Below are 15,945 nucleotides of genomic sequence, written 5' to 3' on the forward strand. Positions count from 1 at the left end.
GCTTCATCGGTTGGTTCCTTGCTCGCCGCCCTGCCCGTGTCACGCCGGCAGCTTGAAGTCGGCGACCGAACGACGCAGGTCGGCCGCCAGCTGCGCCAGGTGGCCGATCGACTCGGCGGTCTGCCCGGCACCCTGCGAGGTCTGGCCGGTGATCTGGCGGATCACGCCCATCGTGCGGGTGATGTCCGAGGCGGCCGACGACTGCTGCTGGGCGGCGATGGAGATGTTCTTGATGAGGGTGTTGAGTGCGTTGGACACGCGCTCGATCTCGGTCAGCGCGGTACCGGCGTCTTCGGCCAGGCGCGCGCCGGAGACCACCTCGGCGGTGGTCTGCTCCATCGAGGTGACCGCTTCGTTGGTGTCGGCCTGGATGGCCTGCACCAGGTTCTCGATGCGTCGGGTCGCACCCGAGGTGCGCTCTGCCAGGCGCTGCACTTCGTCGGCCACCACGGCGAAACCGCGGCCGGCCTCACCGGCCGAAGCGGCCTGCACCGCGGCGTTCAGCGCCAGGATGTTGGTCTGCTCGGAAATGTCGTTGATCAGTTCCACGATGGAGCCGATTTCCTGCGAGGATTCGCCCAGGCGCTTGATGCGCTTGGAGGTTTCCTGGATCTGGTCACGGATCTGGTCCATGCCCTGGATCGTTTCGCGGACCACGCCGGCACCCTCGGCGGCGATCACCACCGAGCGCTGTGCCACGTCGGCCGACTCGGCCGAGTTGCGCGACACCTGTTCGATGCTGGCGGCGATTTCGCCGATGCGGTCCGACGCCGAGGTGATCTGGTTGGCCTGGTGGCCAGCCGCTTCGGCCAGCTGCATGGCCGTGGCCTGCGTTTCCTGGGTCGACAGCGCGACCTTGGCCGAGGTGTCGTTGATGGTGGTCACCAGGTGGCGCAGTTCGTCCACGGCGTAGTTGATCGCGTCGGCGATGGCGCCGGTCATGTCCTCGGTCACCGAGGCCTTCACGGTCAGGTCACCCTCACCGAGCGAGCTGATTTCATCCAGCAGCCGCATGATCGCCTGCTGGTTGCGGCTGTTGAACTCCACCTGGGTCTGGTAGCGCAGTTCCTGCTCGCGCGAGCGGCTGCGCACGCTGGTGGAGACGAAGCCGATGATCGCGATCAGCGACAGCGCACCGGAGACCACGCCGATCCAGAAGTTCGGGAACAGGCGGGTGTCGGACACCGAGCCGAACGAGGAGAACGCTTCGAACAGCTTGCGGCTGTCGGTCAGCATCTTCGCCGAGCCCTGGCCCAGCGCGGTCGCTGCCGACTGCGCGGCGAACAGCTGGCGCGAGCTGGCCAGGATCGCGTCAGCGTCCTGCTTCATCGCTTCCCACTTCTGCTGCGACTGCTCCAGTGCGGCCACCGCGGCGCCACCGCGCACGGCGGTGATGCCCAGATCCTCGTTGCCGTTGCGCAGCGCATCGAGCACCTGCGAGAACACCGTGATGTCGCGCGCCAGCGCGTCACCGGCGGTGGCGGCACCGGAACCACCGGCACGCATTTCAGTGACGCGGCGTGCCATCGAGCCGGCCACCACCACCTGCTGCAGGGCGCTGTACACCTGCGAGGACGGTGCACCGGAAGCGGACATCGCGCGCACCAGTTCGTTCAGCTGCGCCTGCAGGCCGGGGACCGCGCCGGTGAAGTTGTTGGCGTTGCCGGCCAGCGCCAGCACCGCCGGTTCGCTGGCCACCAGCTGCCCAGCCTGCTTGCCGAGCGGCGCCCAGGTGTCGGCCAGGGTCGAAATCGACCGCGACACACCCGGTTCGTTGCCGTAGCGGCCCTGCAGCGTCGAGACATTCTGCTCGATCGCGTTGCGGGTGGCCTTGAAGGCCGTGAATGCCTGCGCGTTGCCGCCCACCGCGTCACGGCCCTGGTTGGCCAGCTGCTGCGACAGCACCTGCAGGTCTGCGGCCTTGGAACCGGCATCGGCCAGGCGACTGCCCTGCCAGGTGGATACGCCGGTGTTCACGCCGAACACGATCATCGACAGCGCCAGCAGCGCCAGCCAGAGGTTGCTGCCGCCCAGCCGCAGCTTGCCGGACTTGGTGGCATCCGAAGCAGTACTCATCGTTCAACCTCGATTTTCAATGCAGGGGGCGACGCCCGGCCTCAGGCCGCGGCTTGCCGGAATTCAGGGGTACGCGACAGCAGCGAGAGCGAGAACACGCCCCAGTCGTTGCCATCGGCATGGAATGCGCGATCGACGAAGTGGCCATAGCGGCCCTCGGCCAACGACCCGGCCTCGATCTGCTGGCCCAGTTCGAAGCTGCGCTGGCCGAACAGCTCATCGATGGTCAAGGCGACGTCGCCGCCGGCCTGACGCATGATCAGCACGCGCTGGCCTTCCTGCTGCACGGTACGTGCGCCTTCCAGGAAGTACTTCAGGTCGACCACCGGGAACAGGTTGCCGCGCAGGTTGCCCACGCCCAGCAGCCACGGCTGCGCGCAAGGCACCGGGGTGACCGGCGGCATCGGCACGATTTCGACGACTTCGCGGAAATCGGACACCAGCCGGCGCTGGCCGACGCGGAAACCGACGCCACGCCACAGGTCCTGCGCGAACTGCCGCTCCGGCAGCTGCACCGCATGGGCCAGGCTGCGCCGTTCGTAGGCTTCAAGGATGTCGAAGGGCGAGCGCATCAGGCCACCAGCTCGTTGATGCGCGCGATCAGCTCGTCCTCGCGCGGCGGCTTGACGATGTAGTCGGCAGCGCCCTGGCGCAGGCCCCAGGCCTTGTCGGTCTCCATCGCCTTGGTGCTGACGATGATCACCGGGATGTGCTTGATCGCTGCGTCACGGGCCATCGCCCGGGTCGCCTGGAAACCGCTCATGCCCGGCAGCACCACGTCCATCAGCACCAGCTGCGGCACCTGGTCGCGGACCAGCTGCAGGCCCTCCTCGGCGTTGTCCGCTTCCAGCACCTCATGGCCGGCACGGCGCAGCCATTGGGTGAACACCGCGCGGTCGGTCGGTGAATCCTCGATCAGGACGATACGAGCCATTGTGCCTTTCCCCCCTGGTCAGGCGTTGACGTATGTGCGGATGGCACCCAGCAGTTCTTCCCGCGTGAAAGGCTTGGTCAGGTACTGCTCCGAGCCGACGATGCGCCCCCGCGCCTTGTCGAACAGGCCGTCCTTGGACGACAGCATGATCACCGGGGTCGCCTTGAACAGCTGGTTACCCTTGATCAGTGCGCAGGTCTGGTAGCCATCCAGGCGCGGCATCATGATGTCCACAAAGATGATCTGCGGCTGCTGGTCGGCGATCTTGGCCAGCGCTTCGAAGCCATCGGTCGCGGTCACGACTTCGCAGCCCTCGCGCTTCAACAGCGTTTCCGCAGTCCTGCGGATGGTCTTCGAATCATCGATGACCATCACCCGGAGTCCTGCGAGCTCCCCGCCCGCAGTCGTGTTTTCAGTCATTGCCATTCCCCAAGCGCACGGCCCAATCTTTGGCGGGAGCCGCTGCGAAAGCGTATCTATATCGCACTTCCCGCGCCCGCTTCAAGGCCGGTCCGTGGCGCGGGGCGTGGCGGCCAGCTGAACGTGACCGGTTTCGCAATGACTGCGCCGCCGGTCCAGGGGGGACGCAGCGTTGCGCCCCGGTGGGGAGGCGCGCGGCGGGCGTTGCCGCTACCATCAGCGCCTTGCCTGACAGGTGCGCCCATGCCGTTGAACGTCATCGTGGTGATGGATCCCATCGCCCACATCAAGATCGCCAAGGACACCACCTTCGCCATGCTGCTGGAAGCCCAGCGCCGCGGCCATGCCCTGCACTATGTGCGGCCCGGCGGGCTGGCCCTGGAAGGTGGGGTGGCCGTGGCCCAGACGGCACCGCTGCAGGTGCGCGACGACCCGGCCGGCTGGTACGAACTGGGCGCATTCAGCCGCACCGAGTTCGGCCCCGGCCAGGTGGTGCTGATGCGCAAGGACCCGCCGGTCGATGCCGAGTACGTGTACGACACCCAGGTGCTGGACGTGGCCGCGGCCGCCGGTGCCTGTGTGGTCAACAATCCGCAGGGCCTGCGCGACTACAACGAGAAGCTGGCCGCGCTGCTGTTCCCGCAGTGCTGCCCGCCGACCCTGGTCAGCCGCGATGCCAAGGCGCTGAAGGCCTTTGCCCTGGAACACGGCCAGGCGGTGCTGAAGCCGCTGGACGGCATGGGCGGCCGCTCGATCTTCCGCAGCGGCCAGGGCGACCCCAACCTGAACGTGATCCTGGAAACGCTGACCGACGGCGGCCGCAAGCTGGCGCTGGCGCAGAAATTCATCCCGGACATCAGCGCCGGCGACAAGCGCATCCTGCTGGTCGATGGCGAGCCGGTCGACTACTGCCTGGCCCGCATTCCGCAGGGTGACGAGTTCCGCGGCAACCTGGCTGCCGGCGGCCGTGGCGAAGGCCGCCCGCTGAGCGAACGCGACCGATGGATCGCCGCCCAGGTGGGTCCGGAAATGAAGCGCCGCGGCATGCGCTTCGTCGGCCTGGACGTGATCGGCGACTACCTGACCGAAGTGAACGTGACCAGCCCGACCTGCGTGCGCGAACTGGATGCGCAGTACGGGCTGAACATCGCCGGCACGCTGTTCGACGCGATCGAGGCCGATCTGCGCTGATGGATGCCCCCTCCGCCGTGCTTGCCCCGCCGCCGCGCGAAGCGCAGCGGCTGGGTGCCACCCTCGCCCTGTCGGTGCTGGTCCATGCCCTGCTGATCCTGGGCGTCGGCTTTGCGGTGAAGGGCGAGGCGCCGCTGGTGCCGACGCTGGAGGTGATCTTCAGCCAGACCCGCACCGCGCTGACCCCGCAGCAGGCCGACTTCCTGGCCGCTGCCAGCCAGCAGGGCGGCGGCGAGCACGACCGCGCGCAACGTCCGCGCGACAACCAGGCCGGCATCGTGCCACAGGCCCGGCAGGGCCTCAGCCCGGTGCCACAACAGCAGCAGTCGGCCGCGCCGGCGCCGCCCCCGCAGGCCCGCGTGGTCAGCAGCCGCAATGGCGAAGACACTGTCGCCCAGGCACAGGCGCGCCCCACCCCGCTGGAGCCGACGCCCGATGCGCCGCTGACCGCGCGCGAACAGCGCGACGCGGAAATGGCGCGGCTGGCCGCGGAAGTCCACCTGCGTTCGGCACAGTACGCCAAGCGCCCGAACCGCAAGTTCGTGTCGGCCAGCACGCGCGAATATGCCTACGCCAACTACCTGCGGGCCTGGGTCGACCGCGCCGAGCAGGTCGGCAACCTGAATTATCCGGACGAAGCGCGCCAGCGCCGACTCGGCGGCCAGGTGGTGATCAGCGTGGGTGTGCGCCGCGATGGCAGCGTGGAAAGCAGCCGGATCCTGCGCTCCAGCGGCACGCCGCTGCTGGATGAAGCGGCACTGCGGGTGATCCAGCTCGCGCAGCCGTTCCCGCCGTTGCCGCACAGCGAGGATGAGATCGACATCCTGCAGGTCACGCGGACGTGGGTGTTCCTGCCCGGTGGCGAGCTGCGCGACGACCGGTAGGTTTTCTTCCCGGGCCTGCGGCCCGGGGCCCGCTGCAAGGCTAGAGCAACGGCAACAGCCAAAGCGGCGGTTGGGCTGTGGGTTTGGCGGGGCGGGGTGGATTCGCGGGGGTATCCGCGCCATGGATGGCGCGGCTAAGGCCCCAGGGACGGGTTCACGGCGTCCCCCGCGGACCCACCCCGCCCGGCCAAGCGCGGCTTTTGATTTACGCGATCAACCACCCCGCCACGAGGGGCTCAGCCGTTGGCCTTCGCCTTCGCCTCGCGCGCGGCCTGCTGCTCGAGCAGGGTCAGCGCCACGTTGTCGCGCAGGTAGGCCGGCTCGACCTTCTCGGGTGCGATGCCTTCGCCGCGCGCGAAGGCCGGCACCGCCAGCGTCAGCAGATCCGACGCGCGCGGCAGCGCCGTGGCATCGAATCGGCGCAGGCCAGCACCGAGCTGCGCCACCAGTGCGCCCTCGGCCGCAGCGAAACCGGTGCCGACACCGTAGGCAGCCAGTCCTTCCGGCAAAGCCACCGCATCGGGTGCGCACACGCGTTCGGCATCGCGGGCGACCGGCAGGCCGTCCACGCGCTCGAAGCGCGCGACATACAGCTCGCCCATCCGCGCATCGATCGCCGACAGGATCTGGATCTCTTCGGCCGGTGCGCGCAGTGCCAGCGCCTGCAACGTCGATACCGGCAGCAGCGGTCGATCCAGCGCCAGTGCGATGCCCTGTGCCAGCGCGATGGCCAGGCGCACACCGGTGAACGCGCCGGGGCCCCGGCTGAGGGCGATGGCATCGAGCTGGCGGCGGCTGATGCCGGCCTCGGCCAGCAGTTCCTCCGCCCACGGCAGGCTCAGTTCGGCGTGCCGGCGCGGCGCGATCTCGAAGCGCTCCAGCACCTGCCCATCGACATGCAGGGCAACGGAACAGGCTTCGGTGGCGGTTTCAAAGGCGAGCAGTTTCATCGGGTCGGATCAGAACAGAGGGAGCGTGGCGCCCGCGGCGGGCGGCGTGCCTGCCGCGGCGGCGGCCGGGGCTGCAGCATCGGCCACGGGGGGCCATTGTGGCGCAAAGAAGGCCTGCACATCGGCCAGCGCACGCGTGCGCCGGAACGGCGGCAACGAATCCAGGAACACCCGGCCATAGCCCCGGTTCAGCAGGCGCGGATCGCACAGCACCAGCACGCCGCGATCGGTCTCGCTGCGGATCAGGCGGCCCACCCCCTGTTTCAGCGCGATCACCGCCTGGGGCAGCTGCTCGTCGCGGAACGGATTGCCGCCCTGGCTGCGGATCGCCTCCAGCCGCGCTTCGTACACCGGGTCGTCCGGGGCCGCGAACGGCAGCTTGTCGATCACCACCACGCTCAACGCTTCGCCGACCACATCCACCCCTTCACGGAAGCTGGCCGAGCCGAGCAGCACGCCGTTGCCGGATTCGCGGAAGCGCTGCAGCAGGGTCGCGCGTGGCGCTTCGCCCTGCACGAACAGGGGCCATGGACCGCCGCGCAGCGCTTCGGCGGCTTCGCGCAGTGCACGGTGCGAGGCAAACAGCAGGAATGCGCGGCCGTGCGAGGCCTGCAGCACCGGCTGCAGCGCCTGGATCAGGGCGGTACCGAAGCCACGTGCGGCCGGATCGGGCAGGCCTTCGGGCAGATAGCACAACGCCTGCTCGGGCCAGTTGAACGGGCTGGGCTGGACCAGCGTCTGCGGATCATCCAGGCCCAGACGCGTGGCGATATGCGCGAAGCCGCCGCCGACGGTCAGCGTCGCCGAGGTGAAGATCCAGGCCGCGCGGCTGCGCTCGCGATGCTCACGCAGCGGGCCGGACACATCCATCGGCGTGCGCTGGCAGCGGAAGCCGCGCGCGGTCAGTTCATACCAGAGCACGTCGCCACCGACGGGCGCCTCGGCCGGCTCGGCATCGAAGTCCAGGTCCGGCGCCTCATCGCCGAGCCAGCGCCCCAGCCGCGATACTGCTTCGCGCGCCCGCGCATGGCACGCGTCGAGCCCGGCGGCCGCTTCGCGCAGAGGCAGCAGCGCCTGTTCCAGGCCGACCAGGCAGGTCATCACCGTGTCGAAACCCTCGCGCACCAGCGGCATCGCCAGCGCGCGCCATTGCGTACCCCGCGCCGGCAGCCCCTCCATCGCCGCGCGCAGTGCCACCAGCGCCTGCTGCAGGCTGTCGACCGGTGCCTGCAGGGCCGACTGCGCACCGCCCACACCGCGTGCTTCGGCCAGGCAGTCACGCCCCAGTTCCTGCCACGGCCGCATGCCGAAGCCTTCTCCGAAGAACTGTGCAGCCAGTTCGGGCAGCTGGTGCGCCTCGTCGATGACGAAGGCCTGCGCGCCGGGCAGCAGTTCGCCGAAGCCTTCCTGCTTGAGGGCCAGATCGGCCAGCAGCAGGTGATGATTGACCACCACCAGATCGGCCGCCTGCGCACGCTGCCGTGCGCGCACGACGAAGCAGTCGTCCCAGAACGGGCACTCGGTACCCAGGCAGTTGTCGACGGTGGACGTGACCATCGGCAGCAGCGGCGAGTCGTCGGACAGCCCGTCCAGTTCGGCCATGTCGCCGAACTCGGAACGGCCGGACCAGGCCAGGATGCGCTGGAACTGCGCGGCCTGTTCGGGACTGGAGAAACGCGGCTCGCCGCGCGCCTGCTGCAACCGGTAGCGGCACAGGTAGTTGGCGCGCCCCTTCAGCAGCGCGCTGCGCAGGCCGACGCCCAGCGCCTGGCGTACCCGTGGCAGGTCGCGATGATAGAGCTGGTCCTGCAACGCGCGGGTGCCGGTGGAGATGATGGTGCGCAAACCGGACAGCAGCACCGGCACCAGATAGGCGAAGGTCTTGCCGGTCCCGGTGCCGGCTTCCGCGAGCAGCAGGTCGCGCTGCTGCATCGAGGCGGCGATGGCCTCGGTCAGGCGCAGCTGCGCCGGACGCGGGACGAAGGCATCCAGGTGCGAGGCGAGCGCGCCGCCTTCGCTGAGGGCTTCGCGGCTGGCATGAACGAGGTCGGACATCAGACAGGAAGGATACCCGGCCGGGCGCTGCCCGGCACCCGTTTCAAGCCAGGGCGTAGGCAAAGACAACAGCAACAGCGTGGTTCATGGCTCTGGGTTGCTGCGTGTTGGGCGGGGCGGGAGGGGCAGGCCGGACACGCCGTAAACCCGTCCATGGGGGCTCGATGGCGCCATCCATGGCGCCAACGGTCCTGCCTGCCCCTCCCGCCCCTCCTTTGACAGTTTCCCGTTGACGGATGGACATGCTTCGTGGCGTCGCGCTTGCTCGATTGGATTCAGAAGCGGTGGGTCGAACGGAAACAAGAAGGGTCGGAGCCGTTTTCCTGCGGAAAACGGATCCGACCCCAAGGCGAGTGCGCGCAGCGCGCGACCCGCTTTTGATTTGATTTTGTTTTTGCCTGCGGCCCGCGCGGCGTTGGGCGGGCCGGGTGGGTGGGGCGTGCAGGACCGTTGGCGCCATGGGCCCGAGGCATGCCTCGGGCGGGTTGGGCAGGACGCCCAACCCCGGTCTTGCCGTGTGCGCAGGACAGCGCACACGAGCAAGGCGCCATCGAGCCCCCATGGACGGGTTTACGGCGTGTCCTGCACGCCCCACCCACCCGGCCCATCCAAACCATCCATCAGTGCGAGCGCGTGCCGCAGAGGGGGCTGCGCCCGTTGGAGGGGAACACCTCAGTACCGCTTGATCCCCGGCACCGTGCACCCTTCAATCTGCGCATGCGCGGACACCGCGTTTTCCTTCTCGCCCCGCGCCAGCCGTGCCTGCTCGATCGTCGCCCAGTGCCGGCGGCACAGCGGCCCGGTCTTCGAACCCAGGTCGACCGCCTTGCGCGCGAAGGTTTCCGCCTCGGCCCAGCGGCCCTGCAGCAGCGAAAGTTCGGCACGTTCCTGCAGGACCGACGGATCGCCGGCGACGATCTGCAGCGCCTGGTCCAGGCTGCTGGCCGCGCCGGCCAGGTCATGGGCCTGGCGCTGCCGCACCGCGGTCTGGCGCAGATCCTCGACCTGCGAATCACGCAGCGGCTGCACCGACAATTCCTTGTCGTCCGGGCCGGCGGCGGCTTCCACCGCCGCCAGGCGCTGCGCCGGCGTGGTGGTGTCCACCGGCGTGGCCACCGGCGGCGCACTGCTCACGCAGGCCGCCAGGGCCAGACAGAGGCCGCTCAGGGCCAGGGGCTGAATCAGGGTTCGCACGGTCATCGGCTTCATCGGCTCGGGGGAGGAGATGCCGCAGCAGGCGCTGCAGCAGGTTCAGCGGCAGGTTCAGGCTTGCGGTCCAGGCCGAACCAGCTGCGCCAGCCACCGCCCTCGCCCTCCGCACCGCCCTGTTGGTCCGGCATCGTGGCCGGCGCGCACGGTTCGTACGACGGCGCATAGCCGACCACGAACGGGAAGCGCCGCGCCCCCGGGCAGCCTTCATCGGTGCTGTTGGTGCCGGTGGCCGCAACCGGCTGCCAGTCCAGCCCCTTGTTGCTGACCTTCAGCGGCGCCGTCGGCAGGCGCTGGAAAATGCCCGACCAGACCCGCATCGCGCCGGTGGCGCCGTACAGGCCGGCCTGCTCGTTCTGGTCGTTGCCCATCCAGATCACGGCCAGATGATCGCCGGTGTAGCCGGCATACCAGCTGTCGCGGCCATCGTTGGTGGTACCGGTCTTGCCGGCCGGCTGCAGACGGCCCAGGCCGTCGGCATTCAGGCGCTGCGCGGTGCCGCTGGCGACCACCTGCTGCAGGCCGATGCTGATCAGGTTGGCGGCAATCGAATCGCCTTCCTGCGCCGGCGCCGGGGTCTTGTCGTAGCGCTTGAGCAGCTTGCCCTGCGGATCGAGCACGCCCCGCACCGCGTGCAGCGGCTGGATCTCACCGCCGGATGCGAGGAACTGGTACAGCTGCGCCATCGCATACGGGCTCTGGTCGGTCGAGCCCAGGATCACCGCCGGGTTGGCCTCGGCCTTGATGCCGGCCAGCACATGGATCAGCTGGGTCACCCGCTCCGGGCCGACCTGCATGCCGACCCGCACCGTGGCCTGGTTGTAGGAATGGGCCAGTGCATCCATCAGCCGCACGGTGCCGTGGCTGCGGTTGTCCGCATTGCCCGGGCTCCAGTTGCGGCCACGACTGAGCTGCACGGTCACCGGTGAATCGTCGACCCAGCTGGCCAGCGAGTAGCGGTCCGGCTGGGCCAGGGCCAGCAGGTACACGAACGGCTTCAGCAGCGAACCAACCGGGCGCTGTGCTTCGATCGCGCGGTTGAAGCCGACCTCGGACACCTCACGGCTGCCGATCACCGCGACCACGTCGCCGTTGTGCACGTCGGTCATCACCAGGCCGGCCTGCAGTTCGGGACGTCGCTTGCTCTCCAGCGACGTGATGGTGCGCGTCACCGCGCCCTCGGCATAGGCCTGCGCGGACGGCGACATGCCGCTCATCACGCTCAACCCCGCGCCCTGCAGCGCCGATTCGGGATAGTCGTGGCCAAGCTGGCGCCGGACCAGATCGACGTAGGCCGGGAACCGGTTGGCGGCCACCAGGCCAGGAGTCTTCGGCACACCCAGCGGTGCCTTCAGCGCACGCTGGTATTCGGCATCGTCGATCAGGCGTGCCTCGTGCAGCTTGCCCAGCACGAAGTTGCGCCGGTCCAGCGCGCGCTCGGGATTGCGCCGCGGATCGTAGTACGACGGGCCCTTGACCAGGCCGATCAGCAGCGCGATCTGCTCCGGCTCCAGCGACGACAGGTCGCGGCCGAACCAGAATTCTGCGCCCGACGACATGCCGTGGATCGCCTGGCTGCCGCGCTGGCCCAGGTACACCTGGTTGAGGTAGGCCTCGAAGATGGTGCGCTTGTCGTAGCGCGCTTCCATGATCAGCGCGTACAGCACTTCATTGAACTTGCGGGTGAACGTCTGCTCCTTGCCGATGCCGAGCAGGCCGCTGCGCGCCAGCTGCTGGGTCAGGGTGGATGCGCCCTGCCGGCTCTGTCCACCGGAGCGTACCGTCACCCATACCGCACGCGCGATACCGGACAGATCGATGCCGTGGTGGCGGTTGAAATCCTTGTCCTCCACCGCCTGCAGGCCGGTCACCAGCAGGTCCGGTGCCTCATCCATGCGGATCAGGCGCCGCTCTTCCTGCTTCTGGCCATACAACGTGGCGATGCGTGCCGGATCCAGCCGCGCAGCCTTCAGGCCCTTGCGCGCGTCGGCGTCGCGCAGCGAGGCGATGCTGCCGCCGGACAGCGACACTTCGACCCGGCGCGGCGCCACCCGGCCGTCGACATCGTTGTAGCCACGGCTGGAGATGGTGAAGCGGCCGCCCTGCACCGCATAGGTGGCCGGTTCCTTGCCCTGGCCGTCATCGCGATAGGCCGAGGCGGCCAGCTCGGTCTTCAGGGTCGCCGCGTCCATCGCCTTGCCGGGCGCCAGCACCAGCGGACGGGCGTAGACACGCGTCGGGATCTGCCAGCGCAGTTCGCCGAAGCGCTGCGTGACCTGCTGGTTGAGGTACAGCGTATAAGGAATCAGGAAGCCCAATCCCAGCGCGACCGCCGCCATGCTCCAGGTGATCAGCCGGCGCCGCCAGAGCGGGCTGCCGTCCTGCGGGGCGTCGTCGTCGAAATCGTCGATGTCGTCGGAATCGTAGCGTCGGGGCACGGGAATGCGACAATGTAGGGTCTGGCGAGTCTACCCCAGCCACTGCGGCAGGCGAATTCTCCCGGTCCCCCTGCTTAAGCTGGAGTTGCAACCGGATGGCGATGTCCCTGGCCGAAATCCGCTACCTGCTGAACCGCCTGACCGGCCTGGCCCGTCGCAGTCTGGCCAGCCTGCGCACGCGCGGCTGGCGGGCAACCTGGCAACGGATCCGGGTGCATGCCCAGCGCGCCGTGCCGGCGCCGCGCACGCCGCTGTACCTGCCACCCGCACAGGCCTTCGCGGCCTTCGCGGTGCCGGCCAGCGCCGACCCGGTGGTGAGCATCATCATTCCGGTCTACAACCACGTCGACCACACCCTGGCCTGCCTGCGCGCCCTCGCCGCGCACCCGCCGGCAGCGCCCTGCGAGATCCTGGTGGTGGACGACGGCAGCAGTGACGCCACCGCGCAGTGGATGCCGCAGATCAGCGGCCTGCGCTACGAGGTGCGCGCCCACAACGGCGGCTTCATCGAGGCGTGCAACGATGGCGTGTCGCGCGCGCGCGGACGGTACGTGGTGCTGCTGAACAACGATACGGTGCCGCAGCCAGGCTGGCTGGACGCACTGCTGGAGACGTTCTCGAGCGTGCCCGGCGCCGGCCTGGTCGGCAGCCAGCTGCTGTACCCCGACGGCCGCCTGCAGGAATCGGGCGGGGTCATCTTCAGCGATGGCAGCGGCTGGAGCTACGGCCGCTTCGAGGCAGCCGACGATCCGCGTTTCGCCAGCCTGCGCGATGTCGACTACTGCTCCGGCGCCGCGCTGATGCTGCCGCGCGCGCTGTGGCAGCAGCTGGGTGGCTTCGATACCCGCTACAAGCCGGCCTACTACGAGGACACCGACCTGGCCTTCCGCGTGCGTGCGCAGGGCCTGCGGGTGCTGGTGCAGCCGGCCAGCCGGGTGGTCCACGACGAAGGAACCAGCAACGGCACCGACACCCGCAGCGGCGTGAAGGCCTACCAGGTCCGCAACCAGGGCATTTTCGCGGCCCGATGGGCGGCGGAACTGGCCGGCCACCCCGCTCCCGGCGCGGTGCCTTCGCCCGCGCTGCTGCTGCGCGGCCGGCGCCAGGTGCTGATCCTGGATGAAGAAGTACCGCGCCCGGAACGCGACTCCGGCTCGCTGCGGCAGGTCAACCTGATCCGCCTGCTGCTGCAGGGCGGCGCGCACGTGGTGTTCGTACCGACCCGGCGCGAGCACGGTGGGGCGGCCACCGAGGCGCTGCAGCGCATGGGCGTGGAAGTCTGGTACGCCCCGTTCCTGGAGGGCGTGGCCGGTTGGCTGCGCACGCACGGCGCACGGTTCGACGTGGCGATGCTGGTCCGTCACCACGTTGCCCACGCGTGCCTGCCGCTGCTCAAGCGGTACGCACCGCAGGCCCGTACCGTGTTCGATACGGTCGACCTGCACTACCTGCGTGAGCGCCGTGGCGCGCAGGTAGCGGGCGACGCGGGTCTGCTGCGCAACGCCGAACATACCCGCGCCAGCGAGCTGGCGGTGATGGGCCAGTGCGACATCACCGTGCTGGTCAGCGCTGCCGAGCGCGAGCAGCTGCTGGCCGATGCACCGCAGGTGCGGGTGGAACTGATCTCCAACCTGCACGACGTGGCCGGCGCGGGCGCCCCCTTCGCGCAGCGCCACGATCTGGTGTTCGTGGGCGGCTTCCGCCATCCCCCGAACCTGGATGCCATGGAGTGGTTCATCGCCGAGGTGTTCCCGATCATCCGTGCCCGGCTTCCCCAGGTACGCCTGCACTGCATCGGAGCCAACGCACCGGATGCGCTGCTGGCGCGGGCTGCCGCACAGCCGGGCGTGGAGATGCATGGCTTCGTCGAGGACATCGTGCCGTACATGGACGGTGCACGCATCGCCATCGCGCCGCTGCGCTTCGGTGCCGGGGTCAAGGGCAAGATCAACCTGAGCATGGCCCATGGCCAGCCGGTGGTCGGTACGACCTGCGCGGTGGAAGGCATGCACCTGCAGGCAGGCGAGGACGTCCTGGTTGCCGACGATGCTGCAGGTTTCGCCGACGCGGTGGTGCGCCTGTACCAGGACCCGCAGCTGTGGCAGCAGCTGGCCGATGCAGGGCTTGCCAACGTGGCCCGGCATTTTTCCCTGCAGGCCGCCGAAGCAACCGTGCGGCGGGTGTTCCTCGACTGACTAGTCGAGACGAGCGCCTGCCTGCCGCAGGCGCTCCTCGAACGCGGGCAGCTCGGCCAGGTCCGGCTGCAGCCGGCGGACCTGCTCCACCGCCGACACCGCGAAGGCCACGTCGCCCTGGCCAAGGCGTTCACTGCCGATCGCCAGCCAGCGCTGTGCCAGGCGCGCGCGCGCGTCCGGCAGCGCCGGCGCGGTCGGCGCCAGCGTCTGCCACGCCTGCAGGCAGGCCCCCGCGGCCTGCACCCGGTTCTGCCGCAGGTTGTCGTCGAAGCAGCGCCGGCTCGCCGGCAACAGCCGCGCTGCGGCGGCCTTGACCCGCGCGTCGCGGGGCGCCAGTGCCTGCGCCTCGCGCAGCGCGTCGAACGCGCTGTGCCCCGGCGGGCTGATCCACTGACCGGCGCGTTCGGCACGGTCGATCCGCAGCAGGTGCTGCTGCAGCTGACGCTCACGCTGGGCGCCACCGAGCCCTGGCTGCTGCAATGCCTGCCGTGCCTGCCGTGCCCGCTGCAGACGCTGGGCCAGTTGCTGCTGGGCCGCCTGCGGAGCCCCCAACGCCGCTGCCAGTGCAGCATCCTTCCCGGCCGCTTCAAACTGGAAGTCGTCGGCACGCGTCTGGCTGCGTGCCAGCAGCGCCTGCATCGTCTGCTCGCGCCCACGCAGGGCGCCGGGGTCATCGGCCGCCACCGCCAGAACGGCCTGGAAACTCCCGGCGGCGGCCTCCAGCTGCTGGCGCCTGAGCGCACGCTGGCCCTGCTGCTGCCGTCGATCCACCGCCTGTGCCAGTGCTTCGCGGCTGGCCGGAAGATCCGGATGGCCCGCATCGAACTGGTGTGCGCGCTGCAGCAGCGTGTCCGCCCGCGACAGCTCACCGCGCCCGGACAGGGTCCGTGCCTGCTGCAGCAGGTCGCTCAGTGCGTCCTCGCGGCCTTCCAGCGCGGGCAGATTGTCAGGCTGCAGCGCCAGCACGCGCTGGAACAGCGGCAGCGCGCTGCTGTCGCCATCATCCAGGCGCCCGGCAGCCAACGCATTACGGGCCTGCGCGATCAGCGCGCCGATGCCGGCACCGGCGCGACGGTGTGCCTGCAGCTGGCGCGCCATCGCTTCGGTCTCGGCCCGCGGCACCTGCAGCTCGCGGGCCAGCGCCAGCCGCTGCGCGGCCCCGTCCAGGTCGCCGGCCTGCAGACGCTCGCGTGCCTGCTGCAGCGCTGCGGCGCCGGTGCGCGCCAGCCCCTGGCGCGCCTGCGGCCGATCACCATCCAGCGCCAGCACCGCCTGGTAGCGCTCGCGCGCACCACTGCCGTCGGCCACGCTCAGCTGCCCGGCGGCCAGCGCACGGTCACCCTCGGTCAGCAGCTGTTCGATCCGGGGCTCATCCCAGAACCAGTCCGCCAGCGGCTTGCGCAGCAGCACCAGCAGCACGAACACCGCCGCTGCCACCAACAGCGCCCAGCGCCACACGCGGCGTGCATGACGCGCCTGCAACCACCACCAGCGGCCCTCGCGGCGAACGCGGTCGAGCGCCGGATGGGCGGCGCCGTGTGAGCGATGCGGAGGCTCGCGTTCCATGCGTTCAGGGTAGCCGGGGCAGCGTGA

The 15,945-nt window shown here is 69.8% G+C and carries 12 protein-coding genes; 3 read left to right on the forward strand and 9 right to left on the reverse strand.

All coding sequences use genetic code 11. The features are described from left to right. Positions 1-39 precede the first annotated feature (39 nt). From Q5Z10_RS16565 to pilG, 4 genes are read right to left on the reverse strand one after another with little or no spacing between them, the layout of a single operon-like run. The gene (locus Q5Z10_RS16565) at positions 40-2,076 is read right to left on the reverse strand and encodes a methyl-accepting chemotaxis protein (RefSeq protein ID WP_303636472.1); all 2,037 of its coding nucleotides are present in this window, start codon (positions 2,074-2,076) and stop codon (positions 40-42) included. Positions 2,077-2,117: 41 nt separating this feature from the next. Then, complete coding sequence (locus Q5Z10_RS16570) at positions 2,118-2,648, reverse strand: chemotaxis protein CheW (RefSeq protein WP_303636473.1); 531 nt, start codon at positions 2,646-2,648, stop codon at positions 2,118-2,120. After that, the gene (locus Q5Z10_RS16575; protein WP_303636474.1) at positions 2,648-3,010 is read right to left on the reverse strand and encodes a response regulator; all 363 of its coding nucleotides are present in this window, start codon (positions 3,008-3,010) and stop codon (positions 2,648-2,650) included. Before Q5Z10_RS16575 ends, Q5Z10_RS16570 begins: the two co-directional genes overlap by 1 nt. 18 nt (positions 3,011-3,028) lie before the next feature. After that, positions 3,029-3,430, reverse strand: coding sequence for a twitching motility response regulator PilG (gene pilG, locus Q5Z10_RS16580; RefSeq protein ID WP_005418455.1), 402 nt, complete (start codon positions 3,428-3,430; stop codon positions 3,029-3,031). Positions 3,431-3,673: 243 nt separating this feature from the next. Between pilG and gshB the strand changes: the two genes are divergently transcribed. Both gshB and Q5Z10_RS16590 read left to right on the forward strand, forming a co-directional pair. Then, positions 3,674-4,621: a glutathione synthase gene (gene gshB, locus Q5Z10_RS16585; RefSeq protein WP_303636475.1), complete on the forward strand. Its 948-nt coding sequence runs from the start codon at positions 3,674-3,676 to the stop codon at positions 4,619-4,621. Next, positions 4,621-5,505 carry an energy transducer TonB family protein gene (locus Q5Z10_RS16590; RefSeq protein WP_303636476.1) on the forward strand — a complete coding sequence of 295 codons (885 nt, stop codon included), beginning with the start codon at positions 4,621-4,623 and terminating at the stop codon, positions 5,503-5,505. The genes gshB and Q5Z10_RS16590 overlap by 1 nt, the downstream gene beginning before the upstream one ends. Before the next feature lie 236 nt (positions 5,506-5,741). Here Q5Z10_RS16590 and tsaB read toward each other — a convergent pair whose 3' ends face one another. The 4 genes from tsaB to mrcB all read right to left on the reverse strand — a co-directional run bounded on the left by tsaB (position 5,742) and on the right by mrcB (position 12,157). After that, a complete protein-coding gene (gene tsaB / locus Q5Z10_RS16595) occupies positions 5,742-6,455 on the reverse strand; it encodes a tRNA (adenosine(37)-N6)-threonylcarbamoyltransferase complex dimerization subunit type 1 TsaB (RefSeq protein WP_303636477.1) in 714 nt (237 codons plus the stop codon). Positions 6,456-6,464: 9 nt separating this feature from the next. Continuing rightward, the gene (yoaA, locus tag Q5Z10_RS16600; RefSeq protein ID WP_303636478.1) at positions 6,465-8,510 is read right to left on the reverse strand and encodes a DNA repair helicase YoaA; all 2,046 of its coding nucleotides are present in this window, start codon (positions 8,508-8,510) and stop codon (positions 6,465-6,467) included. Positions 8,511-9,182: 672 nt separating this feature from the next. Then, positions 9,183-9,719, reverse strand: a complete 537-nt coding sequence (locus Q5Z10_RS16605) for a tetratricopeptide repeat protein (protein ID WP_303636479.1) — start codon at positions 9,717-9,719, stop codon at positions 9,183-9,185. Then, entirely contained in the window at positions 9,716-12,157 is a 2,442-nt protein-coding gene (gene mrcB / locus Q5Z10_RS16610; RefSeq protein ID WP_303636480.1) for a penicillin-binding protein 1B, read from the reverse strand. The genes Q5Z10_RS16605 and mrcB overlap by 4 nt, the downstream gene beginning before the upstream one ends. Positions 12,158-12,252: 95 nt before the next feature. Between mrcB and Q5Z10_RS16615 the strand changes: the two genes are divergently transcribed. Then, the gene (locus tag Q5Z10_RS16615; RefSeq protein WP_303636481.1) at positions 12,253-14,352 is read left to right on the forward strand and encodes a glycosyltransferase; all 2,100 of its coding nucleotides are present in this window, start codon (positions 12,253-12,255) and stop codon (positions 14,350-14,352) included. Here the strand turns inward: Q5Z10_RS16615 and Q5Z10_RS16620 are convergent, their stop codons facing one another. Next, complete coding sequence (locus tag Q5Z10_RS16620) at positions 14,353-15,918, reverse strand: MATE family efflux transporter (protein ID WP_303636482.1); 1,566 nt, start codon at positions 15,916-15,918, stop codon at positions 14,353-14,355. It lies immediately after the preceding gene. Positions 15,919-15,945: the final 27 nt, after the last annotated feature.

The organism is Stenotrophomonas sp. 704A1, from assembly GCF_030549525.1.
Taxonomy (GTDB): Bacteria; Pseudomonadota; Gammaproteobacteria; order Xanthomonadales; family Xanthomonadaceae; genus Stenotrophomonas; species Stenotrophomonas tuberculopleuritidis.